The sequence below is a fragment of the Streptomyces sp. NPDC059900 genome (assembly GCF_050270335.1).
GTDB lineage: Bacteria > Actinomycetota > Actinomycetes > Streptomycetales > Streptomycetaceae > Streptomyces.
The window spans coordinates 1-21229 of record NZ_JBNNJZ010000055.1 but is presented as its reverse complement, the minus strand read 5'-3'; the positions used below and the strand labels follow the sequence as shown (position 1 = coordinate 21229).

At 71.3% G+C, this 21229-nt stretch carries 22 protein-coding genes; 15 read left to right on the top strand and 7 right to left on the bottom strand.

Going from position 1 to position 21229, the window contains the following annotated elements; translation table 11 throughout:
* Nucleotides 1-101 precede the first annotated feature (101 nt).
* The 3 genes from ACQKIP_RS11415 (at nucleotide 102) to ACQKIP_RS11405 (ending at nucleotide 4128) form a co-directional block, all read left to right on the top strand.
* Complete coding sequence (locus ACQKIP_RS11415; protein ID WP_365867088.1) at nucleotides 102-926, top strand: purine-nucleoside phosphorylase; 825 nt, start codon at nucleotides 102-104, stop codon at nucleotides 924-926.
* Between the two features lie 192 nt (nucleotides 927-1118).
* Complete coding sequence (locus ACQKIP_RS11410; RefSeq protein ID WP_365867086.1) at nucleotides 1119-2765, top strand: phospho-sugar mutase; 1647 nt, start codon at nucleotides 1119-1121, stop codon at nucleotides 2763-2765.
* 142 nt (nucleotides 2766-2907) lie between these two features.
* Nucleotides 2908-4128 carry a hypothetical protein gene (locus ACQKIP_RS11405; RefSeq protein WP_427742855.1) on the top strand — a complete coding sequence of 407 codons (1221 nt, stop codon included), beginning with the start codon at nucleotides 2908-2910 and terminating at the stop codon, nucleotides 4126-4128.
* 27 nt (nucleotides 4129-4155) lie between these two features.
* Here ACQKIP_RS11405 and ACQKIP_RS11400 read toward each other — a convergent pair whose 3' ends face one another.
* On the bottom strand, nucleotides 4156-4800 hold the full coding sequence (locus ACQKIP_RS11400; RefSeq protein WP_365867084.1) for a PH domain-containing protein: 645 nt from the start codon (nucleotides 4798-4800) through the stop codon (nucleotides 4156-4158).
* 122 nt (nucleotides 4801-4922) lie between these two features.
* Between ACQKIP_RS11400 and deoC the strand changes: the two genes are divergently transcribed.
* The 3 genes from deoC to ACQKIP_RS11385 are packed head-to-tail and all read left to right on the top strand — an operon-like array spanning nucleotide 4923 to nucleotide 8201.
* Nucleotides 4923-5879 carry a deoxyribose-phosphate aldolase gene (gene deoC / locus ACQKIP_RS11395; protein ID WP_365867104.1) on the top strand — a complete coding sequence of 319 codons (957 nt, stop codon included), beginning with the start codon at nucleotides 4923-4925 and terminating at the stop codon, nucleotides 5877-5879.
* Nucleotides 5880-5884: 5 nt separating this feature from the next.
* Nucleotides 5885-7321 carry an aldehyde dehydrogenase family protein gene (locus tag ACQKIP_RS11390; RefSeq protein ID WP_365867082.1) on the top strand — a complete coding sequence of 479 codons (1437 nt, stop codon included), beginning with the start codon at nucleotides 5885-5887 and terminating at the stop codon, nucleotides 7319-7321.
* On the top strand, nucleotides 7314-8201 hold the full coding sequence (locus tag ACQKIP_RS11385) for an aldehyde dehydrogenase family protein (RefSeq protein WP_365867080.1): 888 nt from the start codon (nucleotides 7314-7316) through the stop codon (nucleotides 8199-8201). The genes ACQKIP_RS11390 and ACQKIP_RS11385 overlap by 8 nt, the downstream gene beginning before the upstream one ends.
* Before the next feature lie 103 nt (nucleotides 8202-8304).
* Here ACQKIP_RS11385 and ACQKIP_RS11380 read toward each other — a convergent pair whose 3' ends face one another.
* Nucleotides 8305-9039: a TetR/AcrR family transcriptional regulator gene (locus tag ACQKIP_RS11380; protein WP_365867078.1), complete on the bottom strand. Its 735-nt coding sequence runs from the start codon at nucleotides 9037-9039 to the stop codon at nucleotides 8305-8307.
* A 125-nt stretch (nucleotides 9040-9164) separates the two neighbouring features.
* Here ACQKIP_RS11380 and ACQKIP_RS11375 point away from each other — a divergent pair, with 125 nt between their 5' ends.
* Both ACQKIP_RS11375 and ACQKIP_RS11370 read left to right on the top strand, forming a co-directional pair.
* Nucleotides 9165-9761, top strand: a complete 597-nt coding sequence (locus ACQKIP_RS11375) for an NADPH-dependent FMN reductase (protein ID WP_365867076.1) — start codon at nucleotides 9165-9167, stop codon at nucleotides 9759-9761.
* Between the two features lie 29 nt (nucleotides 9762-9790).
* Complete coding sequence (locus tag ACQKIP_RS11370) at nucleotides 9791-11308, top strand: MDR family MFS transporter (protein ID WP_365867075.1); 1518 nt, start codon at nucleotides 9791-9793, stop codon at nucleotides 11306-11308.
* Between the two features lie 47 nt (nucleotides 11309-11355).
* On the opposite strand, the gene ACQKIP_RS11365 is transcribed toward ACQKIP_RS11370, so the two are convergent.
* Nucleotides 11356-11757, bottom strand: a complete 402-nt coding sequence (locus tag ACQKIP_RS11365) for a hypothetical protein (protein WP_365867073.1) — start codon at nucleotides 11755-11757, stop codon at nucleotides 11356-11358.
* Between the two features lie 123 nt (nucleotides 11758-11880).
* On the opposite strand from ACQKIP_RS11365, the gene ACQKIP_RS11360 reads away from it, so the two are divergent.
* The gene (locus ACQKIP_RS11360; RefSeq protein ID WP_365867071.1) at nucleotides 11881-12519 is read left to right on the top strand and encodes an ATP-binding protein; all 639 of its coding nucleotides are present in this window, start codon (nucleotides 11881-11883) and stop codon (nucleotides 12517-12519) included.
* 214 nt (nucleotides 12520-12733) lie between these two features.
* On the opposite strand, the gene ACQKIP_RS11355 is transcribed toward ACQKIP_RS11360, so the two are convergent.
* Complete coding sequence (locus tag ACQKIP_RS11355; RefSeq protein WP_365867102.1) at nucleotides 12734-13513, bottom strand: SigE family RNA polymerase sigma factor; 780 nt, start codon at nucleotides 13511-13513, stop codon at nucleotides 12734-12736.
* A 212-nt stretch (nucleotides 13514-13725) separates the two neighbouring features.
* Between ACQKIP_RS11355 and afsQ1 the strand changes: the two genes are divergently transcribed.
* The 5 genes from afsQ1 to ACQKIP_RS11330 all read left to right on the top strand — a co-directional run bounded on the left by afsQ1 (nucleotide 13726) and on the right by ACQKIP_RS11330 (nucleotide 17539).
* The gene (afsQ1, locus tag ACQKIP_RS11350) at nucleotides 13726-14403 is read left to right on the top strand and encodes a two-component system response regulator AfsQ1 (protein ID WP_030779097.1); all 678 of its coding nucleotides are present in this window, start codon (nucleotides 13726-13728) and stop codon (nucleotides 14401-14403) included.
* Nucleotides 14400-15980: a HAMP domain-containing sensor histidine kinase gene (locus ACQKIP_RS11345; protein WP_365867070.1), complete on the top strand. Its 1581-nt coding sequence runs from the start codon at nucleotides 14400-14402 to the stop codon at nucleotides 15978-15980. The genes afsQ1 and ACQKIP_RS11345 overlap by 4 nt, the downstream gene beginning before the upstream one ends.
* Nucleotides 15977-16579, top strand: coding sequence for a hypothetical protein (locus ACQKIP_RS11340; RefSeq protein WP_365867068.1), 603 nt, complete (start codon nucleotides 15977-15979; stop codon nucleotides 16577-16579). Before ACQKIP_RS11345 ends, ACQKIP_RS11340 begins: the two co-directional genes overlap by 4 nt.
* Nucleotides 16580-16633: 54 nt before the next feature.
* Entirely contained in the window at nucleotides 16634-17224 is a 591-nt protein-coding gene (locus ACQKIP_RS11335) for a VanZ family protein (RefSeq protein ID WP_365867067.1), read from the top strand.
* 111 nt (nucleotides 17225-17335) lie between these two features.
* On the top strand, nucleotides 17336-17539 hold the full coding sequence (locus tag ACQKIP_RS11330) for a PspC domain-containing protein (RefSeq protein WP_365867065.1): 204 nt from the start codon (nucleotides 17336-17338) through the stop codon (nucleotides 17537-17539).
* A gap of 91 nt (nucleotides 17540-17630) precedes the next feature.
* Here ACQKIP_RS11330 and ACQKIP_RS11325 read toward each other — a convergent pair whose 3' ends face one another.
* Together ACQKIP_RS11325 and ACQKIP_RS11320 are read right to left on the bottom strand one after the other, a co-directional pair.
* Nucleotides 17631-18032 carry an ATP-binding protein gene (locus ACQKIP_RS11325; RefSeq protein WP_365867063.1) on the bottom strand — a complete coding sequence of 134 codons (402 nt, stop codon included), beginning with the start codon at nucleotides 18030-18032 and terminating at the stop codon, nucleotides 17631-17633.
* 142 nt (nucleotides 18033-18174) lie between these two features.
* A complete protein-coding gene (locus ACQKIP_RS11320; RefSeq protein ID WP_365867062.1) occupies nucleotides 18175-19344 on the bottom strand; it encodes an adenosine deaminase in 1170 nt (389 codons plus the stop codon).
* Between the two features lie 114 nt (nucleotides 19345-19458).
* On the opposite strand from ACQKIP_RS11320, the gene ACQKIP_RS11315 reads away from it, so the two are divergent.
* Nucleotides 19459-20223, top strand: a complete 765-nt coding sequence (locus ACQKIP_RS11315) for an alpha/beta hydrolase (protein WP_365867060.1) — start codon at nucleotides 19459-19461, stop codon at nucleotides 20221-20223.
* A gap of 18 nt (nucleotides 20224-20241) precedes the next feature.
* Here ACQKIP_RS11315 and ACQKIP_RS11310 read toward each other — a convergent pair whose 3' ends face one another.
* Nucleotides 20242-21183, bottom strand: coding sequence for a LysR family transcriptional regulator (locus ACQKIP_RS11310; RefSeq protein ID WP_427742861.1), 942 nt, complete (start codon nucleotides 21181-21183; stop codon nucleotides 20242-20244).
* Nucleotides 21184-21229 lie beyond the last annotated feature (46 nt).

Sequence of the window (21229 nt, the reverse complement as noted above, 5' to 3'; positions counted from 1 at the left end):
GACTCTCGGCGGGCTCTCGTCGGAAACGACAAGACAACGATCCGAATCCCGTGAGCATCGTCATCTACGCGCGTAGGGCGTGAGCGGCTACTCTCATCCGCGTGAACGCTTCAGTTATTCCGGACGACATCCAGGGCGACCCCTACGCCGCCGCCGACGCCGCCGCCGCGCGCCTGCGTGAGCTGACGGGCGCCGAGACCCACGACGTAGCCCTTGTGATGGGCTCCGGCTGGGCGCCGGCGGTGGACGCGCTCGGCGTGCCCGACGCCGAGTTCCCCGTCACCGAGCTGCCCGGCTTCCCGCCGCCGGCGGTGGAGGGCCACGGCGGCCGCATCCGCTCCTTCCAGGTCGGCGACAAGCGCGCGCTGGTCTTCCTGGGCCGCACCCACTACTACGAGGGCCGTGGCGTGGCCGCCGTCTCGCACGGCGTGCGCACCGCGGTGGCCGCGGGCTGCAAGACGATCGTGCTGACGAACGGCTGCGGCGGGCTTCGCGAGGGCATGCGCCCCGGCCAGCCGGTCCTGATCAGCGATCACCTGAACCTGACGGCCACGTCGCCCATCATCGGCGCGAACTTCGTGGACCTCACTGACCTGTACTCCCCGCGGCTGCGCGCCCTGTGCAAGGAGATCGACCCCTCCCTCGAAGAGGGCGTCTACGCACAGTTCCCCGGCCCGCACTACGAGACCCCGGCGGAGATCCGCATGGCCCGCACGATCGGTGCGGACCTGGTGGGCATGTCGACGGTCCTCGAGGCGATCGCCGCGCGCGAGGCGGGCGCGGAGGTGCTCGGCATCTCCCTCGTCACGAACCTCGCCGCGGGCATGACGGGCGAGCCCCTCAACCACGAGGAGGTCCTCCAGGCAGGCCGGGACAGCGCCACCCGCATGGGCGAACTCCTGGGCCAGGTCCTGGGCCGCATTTAACGGGCGGGGGCGCCTTGCCTGGCGGGGCGCCCCTGCTCGGCGGGGCGGGTTGCCCGGCGGGGCGCCTTGCCCGGCAGGGCGGGGCAGGCAGCCCCGCGCCGTCGAGCTGCGGGGTGACGGCGGCGGTACAGGAGCAGGAACACCCCCGTCGGGCCCCTGGCCATGGAACCGCATACGAGAGGCTGAAGAAACGTGCCGGACGACTCTGAACTCATCGCGCTGGCCAAGGCCTGGCTGGCCGAGGACCCGGATCCCGAGACCCGGGACGAACTCGCCAAGCTCATCGAAGCCGCGGCCGCCGCGGACACCGAAGAGCTGGCCGCCCGCTTCGGCGGCACCCTCCAGTTCGGCACCGCGGGCCTCCGCGGCGAACTCGGCGCGGGCCCCATGCGCATGAACCGCTCCGTGGTCATCCGCGCCGCCGCGGGCCTCGCCGGGTACCTCAAGGCGCAGGGACAGACCGGCGGCCTCGTCGTCATCGGCTACGACGCCCGCCACAAGTCCGCGGACTTCGCGCGCGACACCGCGGCCGTGATGACCGGCGCGGGCCTCAAGGCGGCCGTACTCCCCCGCCCGCTCCCCACCCCCGTACTCGCCTTCGCCATAAGGCACCTCGGCGCGGTCGCCGGCGTCGAGGTGACGGCGAGCCACAACCCGCCGCGCGACAACGGCTACAAGGTCTACCTGGGCGACGGCTCCCAGATCGTGCCGCCCGCGGACGCGGAGATCGCCGCGCAGATCGACGCGATCGCCTCGCTGCACGACGTACCCCGCCCGGAGTCCGGCTGGGAAACCCTCGCGGACGACGTCCTGGACGCCTACCTGGCCCGTACGGACGCCGTACTGGCCCCCGGCTCCCCCCGTACGGCCCGCACGGTCTACACGGCGATGCACGGCGTCGGCAAGGACACCCTCCTCGCGGCGTTCGACCGGGCCGGCTTCCCCGCCCCCGCCCTCGTCGCCGAGCAGGCGGAGCCCGACCCGGACTTCCCGACCGTCGCGTTCCCCAACCCGGAGGAGCCGGGCGCGATGGACCTCTCCTTCGCGAAGGCCCGCGAGACGGAGCCGGACCTGATCATCGCCAACGACCCGGACGCGGACCGCTGCGCCGCCGCGGTCAAGGACGGCGCCGACTGGCGCATGCTCCGGGGCGACGAGGTCGGCGCGCTCCTGGCCGCGCACCTCGTGCGCAGGGGCGCCCGCGGCACGTTCGCCGAGTCGATCGTCTCCTCCTCCCTCCTGGACCGGATCGCGGAGAAGGCGGGCCTCGCGTACGAGGAGACCCTCACCGGCTTCAAGTGGATCGCCCGCGTGGACGGCCTGCGCTACGGCTACGAAGAGGCCCTCGGCTACTGCGTGGACCCCGAAGGCGTACGCGACAAGGACGGCATCACGGCCGCCCTGCTCCTCACGGAACTGGCCTCCGAGCTCAAGGAGCAGGGCCGCACGCTCCTCGACCTCCTGGACGACCTGGCCGTGGAGCACGGGCTGCACGCCACCGACCAGCTGTCCGTCCGCGTGGAGGACCTCTCCCTGATCGCCGACGCGATGCGCCGCCTGCGCGAGCAGCCGCCCACGGCCCTCGCGGATCTCCCGGTGACGAAGGCCGAGGACCTGACGCGGGGCACGGACAAGCTGCCGCCCACCGACGGCCTGCGCTACACGCTCGACGGCGCCCGCGTCATCGTCCGGCCGAGCGGCACGGAGCCGAAGCTGAAGTGCTACCTGGAGGTCGTGGTCCCGGTGGCGGCCAAGGCCGACCTGCCCGCGGCCCGCGCCACGGCGGCGGGCCTCCTCGCGGCGATCAAGCGCGACCTGTCCGCGGCGGCGGGCATCTGACGGCCGCCTGAAGCGGGCGGCCCGGCCAGGGCCACCCGTACGAGTGGTTGTGACGGCGCGGCTGCCGCAGTGATCCGGTGCGCTGCCGGTCCCCCGGAAAGGGTGACCGGCAGCGCACGATCACGTTCCGGGAGCTGCCGCAGTGCCGTACGGACCGACCTCAGAGACCTCGGAGACCCCGGCCGCTCCGGCCCCCGCCGCCGCGCCCCGCATCCTCCCCCCGCCCCGCGGCGCCCGCGCGGCGCCCCGCCGCTCCGCGCTGCGCCACGCGTCGCCCGCACTCCTCGCCTACGCCGCCGTACGCCTCTTCGGCACCCTGGTCTTCGCCCTCTGGGCCCGCAGGGAGCACCGGGACGTGTGGCACCTCCTGGCGGAGTCGTGGGACTGCGACTGGTACCTGAAGATCGCCGACCAGGGGTACGCGCACACCCTGGGCACCCAGATCGACGCGAACAACCTCGCGTTCTTCCCCCTGCACCCCCTGCTCATCAGGGCGGGCAGCGTGATCGCACCGGAGCCGCGCGGTGCCGTGGGGCTCACGGTCGCCGTCGCCTGCTCGTTCCTCGCCGCGTGGGGGATCTTCGCGGTGGGCGACCATCTGTACGGACGCCGGGCCGCCGTCCTGCTCGCGGCGCTGTGGGGTTCGCTGCCCGTCGCGCTCGTGCAGTGGATGGGCTACACGGAGTCCCTGTTCACGGCGCTCACCGCGTGGGCGCTGTACGCCGTGCTCACCGGGCGCTGGATCTGGGCGGGCACGCTGGCCGCGCTCGCGGGCCTGACCCGCCCCACGGGCGTCGCGCTCGCGGCGGCGGTCTCCCTGACGGCGCTGCTCACGCTGTGGCGCCGGGGCAAGGGTCGCCGTGTCGCGGTGCGCGTCCTCGCGGGCGCCCTGCTCGCCCCGCTCGGCTGGCTCTCGTACGTCGTCTGGGTCGGGTTCCGCCTCGGCCGCTGGGACGGATACTTCGCCGTACAGAAGCTGTGGCGCAACGAGTGGGACGGCGGGGTGGGCACCCTGCGCACCGTCCTCGACCTGCTGTCGGTCGAGCGCCCCCAGCTGTTCCTGATGATGGTGACGGCGACGCTGCTGGGATCGCTTGCGCTGTTCGTCCTGTCGGCGGCCGACCGCCAGCCGCTGCCGCTGCTGCTCTTCACGGGCCTGCTGCTCATGATCGTCCTGGGCAGCAAGGGCGTCTACTTCCCGCGGGCCCGCTTCCTGCTCCCCGCGTTCCCCCTGCTGCTGCCACTGGCGGCAGCCCTGGCACGCGCGCGCACGCACGTCACCGTCACGGTGCTCCTTGCGGCGGCGCTGACGTCAGCGGCCTTCGGCGGCCACATGCTCCTGGCGTGGAACGGGCCGCCGTGAGCCGCTCAGCGCTGCCCCGGCGCACTCCTAGCCGACGGCCAGCAGTACCGCGAGCAGTACCGCCCCCGCGACGGCCGGGGCGATGACCTCGTAGCCCCAGCGCACCGCGGGCTCACCCTGCGCGGACTGCGCACCGGCGCGCTGCTCGGAGAGTTCGCGCAGGTCGTCCATGATCTGGTCGCCGGCGGCGCGCAGGGACTCCGGCCGCGGGGGGCGCCGCGGGTCCAGAAGGCTCGGGTCACCGGCGGCCGTCCCCTGCGACTTCCTCCTGGCGGCCTTCTTGCGTCCGCGCAGGGAGACCGGGATGGCCCAGAGCTGGTACTTGGTGCCGGACTGCGTGAAGACCTCGTTCGAGTACCCGGAGCGCAGACCCGAGACGGACCCCCACGGCAGCGTGATGGTCCGGAAGGGGTTGCGGATGCGCAGCCGGTCGTCGTTGGCGTACACGGCGGGGCGCACGGTGAAGGCGACGACGAGCGGCACCGCGAGGAGCAGCCCGGCGAGCGCGAGCCACGGGGTGCGGCCCTCGCCACGGATCATCGCGTCGATGCCGAGCCAGCCGCCGAGGGCGAGCAGCAGGACGCCTCCGGCGATACCGCCGGACGACCGGAACGTCCGGTCCTTGTACTTGGGGTCCTCGGGCTCCGCCACGGGGGGCTGGGGGTCGCTCATACCCCTGATTCTGCCTGAGGCCGGGAGCGGGGGGCCTGCGGGTACCGCCACGCATCCGCTCGCCTCTTCCGACCCGCCCCCTGTACAGCCGCTACGCGCGTAGATATGCTCCCCTCGTGACCATGCCCACTGCATCCGTACCTGCACACGCGCTCGCGGACGCCACAGCGTCGGACCGCACGCTGCGCCGCTTCCTCCACGGGCTGCCCGGCGTCGACACGGTCGGCCTGGAGGCGCGCGCCTCAGCCCTCGGCACCCGTTCGATCAAGACCACGGCGAAGGCGTACGCCATCGACCTCGCCATCTCGATGATCGACCTGACGACGCTGGAGGGCGCCGACACCCCGGGCAAGGTCCGGGCGCTCGGCGCGAAGGCCGTGAACCCCGATCCGACCGACCGCGGCACCCCGAGGACCGCCGCGGTCTGCGTCTATCCGGACATGGTGGCCACCGCCAAGGAGACCGTCGGCGACAGCGGCGTCAAGGTCGCCTCCGTCGCGACCGCCTTCCCCGCGGGCCGCGCCGCCATCGACGTGAAGCTCGGCGACGTCCGCGAGGCCGTCGCCGCGGGTGCCGACGAGATCGACATGGTCATCGACCGCGGCGCCTTCCTCGCGGGTGACTACATGACGGTGTTCGAGCAGATCCGCGCCGTGAAGGAAGCCTCCGGCGAGGCCCGGCTCAAGGTCATCTTCGAGACCGGCGAGCTGTCCACGTACGACAACATCCGGCGCGCCTCCTGGATCGGCATGCTCGCGGGCGCGGACTTCATCAAGACCTCCACCGGCAAGGTCGGGGTGAACGCGACCCCCGCGAACACCCTCCTGATGCTGGAGGCCGTGCGCGACTTCCGCGAGCAGACCGGCGTGCAGATCGGCGTGAAGCCCGCGGGCGGCATCCGCACCTCCAAGGACGCGATCAAGTTCCTCGTCCTGGTGAACGAGACCGCGGGCGCGGACTGGCTGGACAACCACTGGTTCCGCTTCGGCGCCTCCTCGCTCCTCAACGACCTGCTGATGCAGCGCCAGAAGCTGGCCACGGGCCGCTACTCCGGCCCCGACTACGTGACGGTGGACTGACCAAGATGACTTCCCCCTTCGAGTACGCACCGGCGCCCGAGTCCCGCTCCGTCGTCGACATCGCCCCGTCGTACGGCCTGTTCATCGACGGCGAGTTCACGGAGGCGGCGGACGGCAAGGTCTTCAAGACCGTCTCGCCCTCCACCGAAGAGGTCCTCTCCGAGGTCGCGCAGGCCTCCTCCGAGGACGTCGACCGCGCGGTGAAGGCCGCCCGCAAGGCCTTCGAGAAGTGGTCGGCGCTTCCGGGCGCCGAGCGCGCCAAGTACCTCTTCCGTATCGCCCGGATCATCCAGGAGCGCAGCCGCGAACTGGCCGTCCTGGAGACCCTCGACAACGGAAAGCCCATCAAGGAGACGCGCGACGCCGACCTCCCGCTGGTCGCCGCGCACTTCTTCTACTACGCGGGCTGGGCCGACAAGCTCGACCACGCGGGGTACGGCACGGACCCGAAGCCGCTCGGTGTCGCCGGCCAGGTCATCCCCTGGAACTTCCCGCTCCTGATGCTGGCCTGGAAGATCGCCCCGGCCCTCGCGACCGGCAACACGGTCGTCCTCAAGCCCGCCGAGACCACTCCCCTGAGCGCCCTGTTCTTCGCGGACATCTGCCGCCAGGCGGGCCTGCCCAAGGGCGTCGTCAACATCCTTCCCGGTTACGGCGACGCGGGCGCCGCCCTCACCGCCCACCCGGACGTGAACAAGGTCGCCTTCACCGGCTCGACCGCCGTCGGCAAGGCCATCGCGCGCCAGGTCGCGGGCACGGACAAGAAGGTCACGCTGGAACTGGGCGGCAAGGGCGCGAACATCGTCTTCGACGACGCGCCGATCGACCAGGCCGTCGAGGGCATCGTCACCGGCATCTTCTTCAACCAGGGCCAGGTCTGCTGCGCGGGCTCGCGTCTCCTCGTACAGGAGTCGGTCCAGGACGAGGTGCTCGACGCCCTGAAGCGGCGTCTGTCGACCCTGCGTCTGGGCGACCCGCTGGACAAGAACACCGACATCGGCGCGATCAACTCCGCCGAGCAGCTCGCCCGTATCACCGCCCTCACCGAGACGGGCGAGGCGGAGGGCGCCGAGCGCTGGTCCGCCCCCTGCGAACTCCCCTCGTCCGGCTACTGGTTCGCGCCGACGCTCTTCACGAACGTCACCCAGGCGCACACCGTCGCCCGCGACGAGATCTTCGGCCCGGTGCTCTCCGTGCTCACCTTCCGCACGCCGGAAGAGGCCGTCGCCAAGGCCAACAACACCCAGTACGGCCTCTCCGCCGGCATCTGGACGGAGAAGGGCTCCCGCATCCTCGCGGTCGCCGATCGCCTGCGCGCGGGCGTCATCTGGGCCAACACGTTCAACAAGTTCGACCCGACCTCGCCCTTCGGCGGCTACAAGGAATCGGGTTACGGCCGCGAGGGCGGTCGCCACGGCCTGGAGGCGTACCTCGATGTCTGACCGTTTGAGTGTCTTCAAGACCTACAAGCTGTACGTGGGGGGCAAGTTCCCCCGCAGCGAGAGCGGCCGGGTGTACGAGGTGACTGACGCGAAGAACAAGTGGCTGGCCAACGCCCCGCTCTCGTCCCGCAAGGACGCCCGTGACGCGGTCGTCGCCGCGCGCAAGGCGCAGGGCGGCTGGGCGGGCAAGACGGCCTACCTGCGCGGCCAGATCCTCTACCGCGTCGCGGAGATGCTGGAGGGCCGCAAGGACCAGTTCGTCCGGGAAGTCGCCGAGGCGGAGGGCCTGTCCAAGTCCAAGGCCGCCGCGGTGGTGGACGCGGCGATCGACCGCTGGGTCTGGTACGCGGGCTGGACCGACAAGGTCGCCCAGATCGTGGGCGGCGGGAACCCTGTCGCGGGCCCGTTCTTCAACCTCTCCTCACCGGAGCCGACGGGCGTGGTGACGGTCGTCGCCCCGCAGAAGTCGTCGTTCCTCGGCCTGGTCTCGGTGATCGCCCCGGTGATCGCGACGGGCAACACGGCCGTGGTGATCGCGAGCGAGGACTCCCCGCTCCCGGCGCTCTCCCTCGGCGAGGTCCTTGCCACCTCCGACCTGCCCGGCGGCGTCGTGAACATCCTGTCCGGCAAGACGGCGGAGATCACCCCGTCCCTCGCCGCGCACCAGGACGTGAACGCGATCGACCTCGCGGGCGTCGAGGACGAAGCCCTGGCCAAGGAGCTCGAGGTCGCCGCGGCGGACAACCTCAAGCGCGTCGTCCGTCCACAGCCTGTGGACTGGTCGGCCGATCCGGGCACGCACCGCCTGACGGCCTTCCTGGAGACCAAGACGGTCTGGCACCCCACGGGTTCGCTGGGCGCGTCCGGCTCCTCGTACTGAGGCCGCCGCCCGACCCCGAGCCACTGCCCGCACGACGAAGCCCCGGCCCTCCTCCGTCCAGGAGGGCCGGGGCTTCGCCCTTTTCCGTTCCGTGCCGTGCCGCTCAGATGCCGAGCCGTGCCGCGATCCCGTCCAGGACGCATGCCAGGCCCGTCTCGAAGGTCCAGGTGGCGTCGTCCTTGCGGCGCGACCGCAGGCCGTAGCGCCGGTAGGTGGGGTAGCGGCCGGTGTCCATGAGGTACGTCATCTGCGGCGCGAGGCCCATCCGGGTCTCGGCGCCCGACGACCAGCCCTCGGACTCCGTCCACTCCCGTACGGCCACCTCGGACGAGGCCGCGCCGTGTGCGTAGGCGCTGACCGTGCGGAAGGCCATCATCATCGTGTCCTCGTCGAGCCCGAGGCCGTCGAGCGCCGCCAACTGCCGTTCCGCGATGGCCATCCGGCCCGGCGTGAGCACGAACAGGGCCGTGGGCAGCTCACCCACCCACGGGTGGCGCAGCATCAGCTCGCGGGTCAGCAGGGCGTAGGCATGCAGCACCTCGCGCCACTGGGTCACCTCGTCCGGGATCCGGTACTCGGCCGCCACCCGCTCGGCCATCAGCGCCCACAGGTCGTCCTTGCCCGAGACATGCCGGTACGCCGCCATGGGCGCGACCCCCAGCTCCGTGGCCAGCCGCCGCATCGTGACGGCGGCGAAGCCCTCCGCGTCGGCAACCCGCACCGCCACGGCGCCGATCCGCTCCAGGGTGAGCGAGGCGCGGGGCGCGGCCGGCTGTTCCAGGCGCTCCCAGAGCGACTTGTCCGGCGCCGCCTTGCCGTCCTTCTTCTGGCCAGCCACAGCCGGACTCCTCTCGTCGAACCGTGAGCGTACAACGTATCCCTCAGTAGACGCTGTACACATACCGCGTGTACGTTGTACGCAGCCAGATACGCCGTACACATCCAGTGTTCCCAGGGGGTCCCATGTCCAGCACCAGCACGCCTCTGCGCGTCGCCGTCGTCGTCGCGAGCACCCGCGAGGGCAGGTTCGCGCCCGTCGTCACGCGGTGGCTCACGGGCCACCTCGACCAGCGCGACGACATGACCACCGACGTCGTCGACCTCGCCGAGACCCCGCTGCCCACGGTCTTCCCCGCCTTCGGCCAGCCGCCCGCACCCGGCACCGAGGAAGCCCTGGCCCTGGTCTCGCCGCGCCTCGCCGCCGCCGACGCGTTCCTGTTCGTCACGCCGGAGTACAACCACAGCTTCCCGGCGTCCCTGAAGAACGCCGTCGACTGGCACAACACGCAGTGGCACGGCAAGCCGATCGGCTTCGTCTCCTACGGCGGCCTCTCCGGCGGCCTGCGCGCGGTGGAACAACTCCGCCTGGTCATGGCGGAGTTGAACGCCACGACCATCCGCAACACGGTCAGCTTCCACAACGCCTTCGGCCAGTTCGGCGAGGACGGCGCCGTCGAGGACCCCGCGGTCGACACGGCCGCCAAGGCGCTGCTCGACCAACTCGCCTGGTGGGCGCACGCCCTGCGGGACGCCAGGTCCCGCACCCCGTACGCCGCCTGACCCGACGCCGCCGCACACCAGGGGGATCCATGAACCGGACCACGCAAGAGACGAACCCGCCGGGCGCCGATCCCGCGGACACCGCACCACCGCCCACCGAAGAGGCCGGACCCTCGAAGCTCGTCCTCTTCGGGCTGCTGCTCGGCCTGATGCTCGGACTGCTCGACGGCACGATCGTGGGCACCGCCCTGCCCACCATCGTCGGCGACCTCGGCGGCCTCGACCACCTCTCCTGGGTGGTGACGGCCTATCTGCTCACCGCGTCGGTCTCCACGCCCATCTGGGGAAAGCTCGGCGACCTGTACGGACGCAAGGGCAGCTTCCTCTGGTCGATCACGGTGTTCCTGGCCGGCTCGGTCCTCTCCGGACTCGCGCAGGACATGGGCCAGCTCATCGCCTTCCGTGCCGTGCAGGGCCTGGGCGCGGGCGGTCTGATGGTCGGCGCCATCTCGATCATCGGTGTCATGCTGCCGCCGTCGCAGGCGGGCCGCTCGCAGTCGATGATCGGCGCGATGATGCCCGTGGCGCTGGTCGGCGGCCCGCTGCTCGGCGGTTTCCTCACCGACCGGCTCGACTGGCGCTGGGTCTTCTACGTCAACGTGCCCGTCGGCGCACTGGCCCTGATCGTCATCGGCCTGCGCCTTCGCCTGCGCACCGAGCGGATCACGGCCCGCATCGACTTCGCGGGCGCCGCGCTCCTCTCCACCGGCATCCTCGCCCTGACGCTGCTTGGCAGTTGGGGCGGGACGACGTACGGCTGGACCTCGCCGCAGATCCTCGGGCTGGGCGCGCTCGGCGCGGTGTCCCTGTTCTGGTTCGCGCGGGTCGAGCGGCGGGCGGCCGAACCGGTCATCCCGCCCCGGCTCTTCGCCGACCGCAACTTCACGCTCGCCCAGGTCCTCACCTTCCTGGTGGGCGCGGCCATGCTCGCGGCATCCTCGTATCTGCCGCAGTACATGCAGTTCGTGCGGGGCGCCTCGTCCACCGCGAGCGGCATGCTGCTGCTCCCGCTGATGGCGGGCATGTTCGGGGCGCAACTCCTGCTCGGGCGGATCACGTCCGCGGGCGGCGGCTACCGCGCCTACACCTTCGTCGGCGGCGCGCTGACGGCCGCCGGCGGCCTCGCACTCCTCGCGGTCGGCGCGGACACCCCCACCGCCGTGACGTCCGCGCTGACGCTCGTGCTCGGCTCGGGCATGGGCTTCCTGATCCAGAGCACCCTGCTCATCACCGTCAACAGCGCGGACCCGCGCGACATGGGCGCCGCCACCGGCACCACCACGCTCCTGCGCACGATCGGCGGCTCCCTGGGCATCGCGGTCCTGGGCGCCGTCTACGCGAGCCGCCTGACGTCGGGCGGCATGCCCCAGGGCGGCAGTTCATGGACCCCGGAAGCGGTCGGGAAGATGCCGGAGGGAGTACGGGAGACGGTGCGCACGGCGGTCACCGGCGGCATGCACGGCGTGGCCGTGGGCACCGCGCTCCTGGGCACGGCGGCCTTCGCGGTAGCGTGGCTGGTGCGGGAAGTCCCCCTGCGGAAGCGGTGACAGGGGGACTTCCCGCGGCGGCCGGCCGGCCCGGCCGGGCAGCACTCCTAGCCGGGCAGCACGCCCGTGGCCTCGCCCACCAGCGGCAGGTCGCCCAGGGCCGCGCCCTCGGTCAGCGGGGCGGTCACCGGAGCCGTCGAGACCGGCTTGAAGTCCGCGATCTGGGTGCCGAGCGCGTTGTCCAGGGGGTCGGATCCGGTACCCGCGAGCGGGTTGAGCTTCAGCTGCTTGAGCGGCCCGATCCCGCCCGCGGAGACCTCCTCCACCGCCCGGAGCACTCCCGCACCGGCCGCCGGCAGATTGTCCGACGCCTGCGGCACGGGGACCGGTGCCGCGCTCGCCGTCGCCGCGCCGCCGATACCGAGCGCCGTGCCCGCGACGGAGACCGTCAGTCCCGCGCGCAGCAGGGCGCGGGAGAGGTGCTTGGAGGCTGTTGCGTGCCGTGCCATGGGTACCGCCCATATCCTCTTGAGTAATCAGATGCCCACGTAGCGTAGTTGAGGTGCGATGCGGGTACCAAAGCCCTACCCTTCGGGTCGCCCGGGCGGCCCAATGCCGCACACTGGTCTCTCGTGAGTTCCCATCCCCCGATACCCACCCGGGTCGTGCTGCTCTCCGGCCCCTCCGGTTCAGGCAAGTCGTCGTTCGCCGCCCGCTCCGGGCTGCCCGTCCTGTGCCTCGACGACTTCTACAAGGAGGGCGACGACCCGACACTGCCGCAGGTCCCCGGCAGCAGCGACATCGACTGGGACTCCCCCGCGTCCTGGGACTCGGACGCCGCCCTCGCCGCCATCGAGCAGCTGTGCCGCACGGGACGTACGAGCGTTCCCGTCTATGACATCTCCACGAGCTCGCGTACGGGCGAGAGCGCGATGGACATCGAGCGCACACCGCTGTTCATCGCGGAGGGGATCTTCGCCGCGGACATCGTGGAGCGGTGCCGGGAGACCGGCGTGCTCGCCGACGCGATCTGCCTCCGGGGCCGGCCTTCCACCACTTTCCGGCGGCGGCTGCTGCGGGATCTGCGCGAGGGACGCAAGTCCGTGCCGTTCCTGCTGCGGCGCGGCTGGCGGCTGATGCGCGCCGAACGCGCCATCGTCGCGCGGCACACCGGGCTGGGCGCCCACCCGTGCGGGAGGGACGAGGCGTTGGGGCGGGTCGCCGCCGCGGCGGCCGGGCGGTGCGTGAAGGCGCGGGGAGCCGTTCTCTAGGCGACAGCGACACCAAAAGGCGGCATCGCAAGGCGGTACCGCAAAGCGGCACCAACAGACGACACCAAAAGTCGCCCCAAAGCAGAAGGACCGGAAAGACCCCCCGGCCTTCCGGTCCTGCCACTTTTCCCCCGCGGATCCCCCGTGATCCCCGTTTGTCCCCCGTGTTCCCCCCTGCTCGCCGCGTCCCCCCGGAGCGGCGCCCCCGTGATCCCTAGGCGACCAACTCGCCGAAGGACTCTTCCTGGTCACGGCCGAAGCTGAGGACGTCGTCCTCGCGCAGCCGGCGCAGGGAGCGCCAGATGCTGGACTTCACCGTGCCCACGCTGATGTCGAGGATGTCCGCGATCTCGGGGTCCGTGCGGCCCTCGTAGTAACGCAGGACCAGCATCGTCCGCTGCAGTTCGGGGAGGCGGGCCAGGGCCTGCCAGAGAACCGCGCGGAGTTCGGTGCCACGCATCGCGTCCGTGTCGCCCGCCGTCTCCGGCAGCTCCTCGGTCGGGTATTCGTTGAGCTTGCGGCGCCGCCAGGCGCTGATGTGCAGGTTGGTCATGGTGCGGCGGAGGTAACCGCCGACCGCGGCCTTGTCGCTGATCCTGTCCCAGGCCCGGTACGTCGAGAAGAGGGCGCTCTGGAGCAGGTCCTCGGCCTCGAAACGGTCACCGGTCAGGTGATAGGCGGTTGCGTACAGGGAGGCACGACGCTCCTGGACGTAGGCGGTGAACTCCGCCTCCGACGCAGTGGTGCGCTCCCCCGTTTCCTCCCTGTACGCGGCTCCCCCGTGAGCCCCCCCATCGGTACCGCCGTTGTCCCCGTGGGTTTCCCCCCGGAACGCGTCAACCACCGTCATGTACGCGGTGTGCTGACGCCCGGTGCCGCGAGCGCACCCCCGCCCGCTCACGGCACCGGACTTCTCGTGCCTCTCGGCGGTCCGGATCACGTCGTGGAGTCGCGTGATTACTGCGCTTGAGCTGGTGCTGTGCAGTGAGTTCATCTCGCGCCCCCCGTCGGTGGTGTCCGGCTTTTCCGTGTGACCAAAACTCTGCACGACCCACTTCATGACGGTGTCCGCCGACTGTCACAGGCCTGCAACAGCCCTTCCATGTGTGGGGGAGACGTGTGGATCAGGGCCCTGCCGCCCCTTTGGGAGCCCCGGGGAGCACCAACAGTCGAACTGTGCCCTTGCCATGGGACAGAATGACGTCCGTGCCTTCCCTGTTGCTGATCGAGGACGACGACGCCATCCGTACGGCCCTTGAGCTTTCGCTCACCCGCCAAGGGCATCGGGTGGCTACTGCTGCCACCGGCGAGGACGGCCTGAAGCTGCTCGGCGAGCAGCGGCCGGACCTGATCGTGCTGGATGTGATGCTGCCGGGCATCGACGGCTTCGAGGTGTGCCGTCGCATCCGGCGCACCGACCAGTTGCCGATCATCCTGCTCACCGCGCGCAGCGATGACATCGACGTGGTCGTCGGCCTGGAGTCCGGCGCCGACGACTACGTGGTCAAACCCGTGCAGGGGCGGGTGCTCGACGCCCGTATCCGCGCGGTTCTGCGGCGCGGCGAGCGCGAGGCCAATGACGCGGCGACGTTCGGTTCGCTCGTCATCGACCGCGCCGCGATGACCGTCACGAAGAACGGCGAGGACCTCCAGCTGACGCCGACCGAACTGCGGCTCCTTCTGGAACTGAGCCGCAGGCCGGGACAGGCTCTGTCGCGGCAGCAGTTGCTGCGCCTGGTGTGGGAGCACGACTACCTCGGCGACTCCCGGCTCGTCGACGCGTGTGTGCAGCGGCTGCGCGCGAAGGTGGAGGACGTGCCGTCCTCGCCGACACTGATCCGTACGGTCCGCGGGGTCGGCTACCGGCTGGACACCCCTCAGTGACCAAACCGCAGGACAAGCTCCGCGGCTGGGCCGCGGCGCGCAAGGCGATACTGGCGGGGCTCCGCTTCACGAGTCTGCGGCTCCGGCTCGTGGTGGTGTTCGGCCTGGTGGCGCTCACCGCCGCCGTGACGGCTTCGGGAATCGCGTACTGGCTGAATCGCGAGGCGGTCCTGACGCGGGCGCAGGACGCGGCCCTGAAGGACTTCCAGCAGGAGATGCAGACCCGCGCCGGCGCGCTGCCGCCCAATCCGACCCAGGACGAGCTCCAGCAGGCCGCGGGGACGATGGCCAACAGCAGCCAGCGCTACAGCGTGCTCCTGATCGGGGAGAACACCGACGGCGACCCGATCGTCGGCTACTCCGACCTGGACGCCTTCACGCTCGCCGACGTGCCCAAGTCGCTGCGCAAGACGGTGAACAAGGAGCAGCCGCTCACCTCGAGCAACAAGAGCCCGTATCACCTGTACTGGCAGCGGACCGTCGACAACGGCACCCCGTATCTCGTGGGCGGCGCCAAGGTCATCGGCGGCGGGCCGACCGGTTACATGCTCAAGTCGCTTGAGCCGGAGGCGAAGGACCTGAGCTCGCTCGGCTGGTCCCTGGCGATCGCGACGGGGCTCGCGCTCATCGGTTCCGCGCTGCTCGCGCAGGCCGCGGCGACCACCGTGCTCAAGCCCGTGCACCGGCTCGGAGTTGCCGCGCGGCGGCTCGGCGAGGGCAAACTCGACACGCGCCTGAGGGTGTCGGGCACGGATGAACTGGCCGATCTGTCCCGCACGTTCAACCGGACCGCGGAGAGCCTGGAGAAGAAGGTCGACGACATGAGCGCCCGCGACGAGGCGTCGCGGCGCTTCGTCGCCGACATGTCGCACGAGCTGCGTACGCCGCTCACCGCGATCACCGCGGTGACGGAGGTGCTCGAGGAGGAGCTGGACGCGGAGACCGGCAGCGTCGATCCGATGATCGAGCCCGCCGTACGCCTGGTGGTCAGCGAGACCCGCCGGCTCAACGACCTGGTGGAGAACCTGATGGAGGTGACCCGCTTCGACGCGGGCACGGCCAGGCTCGTCCTGGACTACGTCGACATCGCCGACCAGATCACGGCCTGCATCGACGCCCGTGCCTGGCTCGACGCGGTCGAGCTCGACGCGGAGCGCGGGATCATGGTGCGGCTCGACCCGCGCCGTCTCGACGTCATCCTGGCGAATCTCATCGGCAACGCCCTCAAGCACGGCGGCTCTCCGGTGAAGGTCTCGGTGCGCATCGCGGGCGACAAGCTCGTCATCGCGGTGCACGACGGAGGGCCCGGCATCCCCGAGGGCGTCCTTCCGCACGTCTTCGACCGCTTCTACAAGGCGAGCGCGTCCCGGCCGCGCTCGGAGGGCAGCGGTCTGGGGCTCTCCATCGCCCTGGAGAACGCGCACATCCACGGCGGTGAGATCACCGCGGCGAACTCGCCGGAGGGCGGTGCGGTGTTCACGCTGTGGCTGCCGCGCGACACGTCGGCGCTGCTGCCCGCGGACGACACGGACGAGGGCACGGACGGTGACGAGGCCGTCGAGGGAGAGAAGCCATGAACCGCCGACGGCTGCGTGCCGCTCTCCTCTCCGCCGCGCTGACCGCGACGCTCGCCGGCTGCGGGATCCGCTCGACGGAGGTGCCGACGGACTTCGGTCCCGGCCCCTCGCGGGTGCCGTGCGTGATGTCCGGGTCGAGCATCGCGTCGCAGTCCACCAGCGGCGTCCCGGTGCAGGTCTTCCTGGTGTGCGCCGCCCAGCTCGTGACCGTGGACCGGTCGGTGCGCATCGCCACCGAGAAGGCGACGACCGACCGGGTCCGCATCGCCCAGGCGCTCCTCGACGAACTGGCGAAGGCCCCGTCGTCGCCGGAGAAGCAGGCGGGCTTCGCGACGGACGTACGCGGCGGGACGGTCGTCAGGGGCCCCGGGCCGGGGGACCCCGAAGACGCGCTGCGGTTCAGTACGTCGCCGGAGGACCTGTCGGCGTTCGCATTGGCACAGATCGTGTGCACCTTCGCGGACAGCGCCGCTGCGGGCGACGACCGCCAGGTGACACTCGGCGGTCCTGGCGACGATCCCCTGCGCCGCTACGAATGCACCCAGGCGGTCCGCCAGCGCCCCGGCACGGTGGCTCCGCCCACCGAGACGGTGAAGTAGCCGAACAGGACAGTCACCCTGTGCGATCAGGACAGTGCCGCGTAACGGGAGGAGATGCGCGGAACCGATCCTGCCGTTAGGCGCGTCTTGGGGGGCGTGCGTCAAGGCTCGGGCGGCCACGGGGCCGCCATCCGCTTCCGTGCGACAGGAGGATTCCTCCTCGTCGCGCACCTTCTGCTCGTCGCCTGGTTCACGCTGCGTCCACTGGACGTGGCCTGGGTCAGCGCGGCCAATCTCCAGCCGTTCGCCGGCATCAAGGCGGATCTGGCACTCGGTCCCGCGCAGGCCGCCCGGCAGCTGGGCGGCAGTCTGCTGCTGCTCGCACCGCTCGGCGTGCTGCTTCCGCTCGCCGGCGGACGGGTCCATGTCTCGCCGCTCGGTTCGCTGGTGCGGACGGTTGCGGCGGGCGCTCTCATCTCGATGGGCATCGAACTGCTCCAGACCGGGGTTCCGGGTCAGGTCGTCGACATCGACTCGCTGTTCCTGAACACGCTGGGCGTGGCCCTCGCGCACCTCGCGGTGGTACCCGCGGCCAGGGCCAGGCTCCGCCGCCGGACTGACGGGGAGCATCGCCCTGCCCTCCTGCGGGAGGACACCCCTCAGGGGCCGACCCCGACGATTCCCAGGGTCGGTATCGCACCCTAGAGCGACGCTTGGCCCGCTTTGTGAACGTAGCTTTGAGTCATCGGGGTACACGCCCCGGACCTCGGGGAACACGCCCCGGACCGCAGACCTACGGTTCACGAAGGAGCCCTCATGACCGCCCTTGCCCGCCCCTCGAACGGCCGGATGATCGGCGGAGTCTGTGCCGCCCTCGCCAAGCGCTTCGGCACCTCGGCGACCACGATGCGCGTGATCTTCGTGCTCTCGTGTCTTCTTCCCGGACCGCAGTTCCTGCTCTACATCGCCCTGTGGGTCCTGCTGCCCAGCGAGCACAAGACCCGCCAGGCCGCCTGGTGATCCGGCGGCCTCCGCTGCCGCACATGTACGCCGATGGGGCGCATCCCTGACACAGGGGTGCGCCCCATCGGCGTATGCGCGGCGGCGGGGATCAGCCGAGCGGCAGGCCGTTGAGCGGCAGGCCCTGGAGGGGCAGGCCCTGGGTGGGCAGGGCGTTGGAGACCGGCAGACCGCCGAGCAGACCGGCGGCCGGGTCGGCGGGCTTGGCCGACCTGTCGGCGGCGGGCTTGGTGCTCTCGCCGAGCTTGTCGACGGTCGGCGCGGCGGCCTGCAGGGTGCTGCCGAGCGCGTTCTGGCCGGCCTCGACGGCCTCGGGGCCACCGGCGGGCAGGTTGTCGGCGACCTGCTCCACGGGCAGCATCGCGGTGGCGGAGCCGAGCGCGTCCGTGGCGTCGGGCAGGGCCGGTGCTGCGTTGGCGGCACCCGCGCCGACGGCGGCGAAGGCGGCGCCGAGAGCGGCGACACCGAGGGTCTTGGCTGCAGACTGCTTCATCTTCAATGCGTCCTTGATGACGGGGACTTTCGAGCGGCCCATGACCGTAAACATGCAATGGGGCAGTCCGCAAACAGCGAAACAGCAAAAACGCGGCCGGGAATTAATGTTCCCGGCCGCGTCCAGATTGCGTCAATTTCTGTTACACGTCGACAGAAGCCCTGGTGGAGGCGGTCTGACGGAACAGCCATTCGGACTTCAGCTCGGCATATCCGGGCTTGATGACGTCATTGATCATGGCCAGGCGTTCATCGAAAGGAATGAACGCTGATTTCATCGCATTGACTGTGAACCACTGCATGTCGTCGAGCGTGTAACCGAAAGTGCCGACCAAATGCTCGAATTCACGGCTCATGCTGGTGCCCGACATCAGCCGGTTGTCGGTGTTCACCGTGGCCCGGAAGTGCAGCTTGCGGAGCAGGCCGATGGGGTGCTCGGCGTACGAGCTCGCGGCGCCGGTCTGGAGGTTGGAGCTGGGGCACATCTCCAGCGGGATGCGCTTGTCGCGCACGTAGCTTGCGAGGCGGCCGAGCTTGACCGTGCCGTCGTCGGCGACCTGGATGTCGTCGATGATCCGCACGCCGTGCCCGAGCCGGTCGGCGCCGCACCACTGAAGGGCCTGCCAGATGGACGGCAGGCCGAAGGCCTCGCCCGCGTGGATGGTGAAGTGGTTGTTCTCGCGCTTGAGGTACTCGAACGCGTCGAGGTGGCGGGTGGGCGGGAAGCCCGCCTCCGCGCCCGCGATGTCGAAGCCGACTACGCCGAGGTCGCGGTAGCGGTTGGCGAGTTCGGCGATCTCCAGGGCGCGGGCAGCGTGCCGCATGGCGGTGAGCAGCGCGCCCACGCGGATGCGGTGGCCGTTCGCCTTCGCGCGCCGCTCGCCCTCGCGGAAGCCTTCGTTGACGGCTTCGACGACCTCTTCGAGGGTGAGGCCCTGCTCCAGGTGCTGCTCGGGGGCGTAGCGGATCTCGGCGTAGACGACGCCGTCCTCCGCGAGGTCCTCGGCGCACTCGGCAGCGACGCGCTTGAGGGCGTCCTTCGTCTGCATCACCGCGCAGGTGTGGGCGAAGGTTTCCAGATAGCGCGGCAGCGAACCGGAGTCGGCGGCTTCCCGGAACCAGATGCCCAGCTTGTCGGGGTCGGTCTCGGGCAGGCCCTCGTACCCGGACTCGCGGGCGAGGTCGACGATCGTGCCGGGGCGCAGGCCGCCGTCGAGGTGGTCGTGCAGGAGCACCTTCGGGGCGCGGCGGATCTGTTCGGCGCTGGGCGTTTCGCGGTCCGTCTGACCGGCTTTGGTGGTCTGGCTCGTCATCTCGGCACTCTAGCGCCTACGCGCGTAGATCGCCGGGTGGATCTCACGGGTCGATACGTAACAGTGACCCCGCGGACGGGTGGCGTACACCGTTGCTTCTGACACTGTTCTGTCATGGCTCAGCAAGCGACGCCCGATTCCGCGCGCGCTGCCAGGCTCGGGCGCGTGATCGGCACCCGGCCCTCGGCGGTCAGCGGCGCGGTGCTGCTGCTTCCCGGCGGCCACGAGACCTCCGCCCGCAAGCCGTCCCCGTTCGCCGCGGGCGCGGTGCGCGCGCTCGGCCGCAGACTCGCCCTGGACGGCCGCGGCGAGGGGCTCGCGGTGCACGTCGTGCACTACCGCTGCCGCGGGTGGAACGGGGCGCAGGCGCAGCTCGCGCGGGACGCGGAGTGGGCGGCGGACGAGATCGTCCGCCTCTACGGCGACGTCTCGATCTGCCTCGCCGGCATGGACATGGGCGGCCGGGCCGCGCTGCGGGCCGGTGGTCACGATGCCGTCAACTCCGTCCTCGCGCTGGCCCCTTGGCTGCCCGAGGACGATGTGGCCGCCGCCCCCGAACCGGTGAAACAGCTCGCGGGGCGGCGGGTCCTGATCGTGCACGGCACGAACGACGAGCGGACCGATCCCGAGCTTTCGTTCCGGCTCGCGGAGCGGGCGAAGAAGGCGAACCGGGAAGTGTGCCGGTTCGAAGTCCACTCCGACCGGCACCGGTTGCACCAGCACCAGTCCGAAGTCCAGGCCCTGGCATCGGACTTCGTCATGGGATCGCTCTTCGGACACGCGTACGCCCGCCCCCTGGAGGACGCACTGGCGGCCCCGCCGCCGCTGGGCCTGCGGATGCCGCTGGCCTCCGGCTTCGGGAAGTCGATGCGGCACTGAGCCGGGCTCCTGCCGGAGCTACTCAGGCAGCAGCCGCCCCCGCCTGCCGAGCAGGAACTTCTTGAACGCCGCCACCGGCGGAGTATCCGGGTGGCCGTCCAGCCAGGCGACGCCGATCTCCCGTACCGCCCGCTGGCCCGTCACCGTCAGCTCCACGACTCCGGGGCGCGGGACGGCCGGAGGCGGGAGCAGGGCCACGCCGAGGCCCGCCGCCACCAGGCCCCGCAGCGTCTCCGCCTCCTCGCCCTCGAACGCGATCCGCGGCTTGAAGCCCGCCTCCTGGCAGAGGTCGTCCGTGATGCGGCGCAGGCCGTAGCCCGGTTCGAGGGTCACGAAGGCCTCCTCCGCCGCCTCCGCGAGGCGCACCCGCTTCCGCGATGCCAGACGGTGCTCGTCCGGCACGACCAGGCGCAGCCGCTGCTCGTCGAGGCGGCGGGCCACCAGATCGGGAGCGTCCGGCACGGGCGAGGTCAGGCACAGGTCGAGCTCCCCCGCCCGCAGCCGCTCGATCATCGCCTCCCCGTAGTTCTGTACGAGGCTGAAGCGGACCCTGGGGTGATCGGCCCGGAAGGCGCGGATCAGGCCGGGCACGGTCTCCGACCCCATCGTGTGGAGGAACCCGAAGGCCACCTTGCCCGACGCCGGGTCCGCGTCCGCCCGTACGGACTCCGCGGCCCGCTCCACCTCGCCCAGCGCCCGCTCGACGGAGGCGAGGAACGTACGGCCCGCCGGGGTGAGGGACACCGTGCGGCCGTGGCGCGCGAACAGGTCGACGCCCAGATCCTGTTCGAGGCGCACCAGCGCGCGCGACAGGGTCGACTGCGGCACCTGCATCTCCTGCGCGGCCCGCGTCACGTGCTCCGTGCGCGCGACCCCCGCGAAGTACGCGAGGCGCGGCGAGAGCAGCGCGGACCAGGACTCCGGGGTCAGCTCGGCCGGCCCGGAGGCCGCCGCGCCGATGTCTCCTACGTAACTGCTCTGCGACAGACGCCGCTCTGTACTGCTG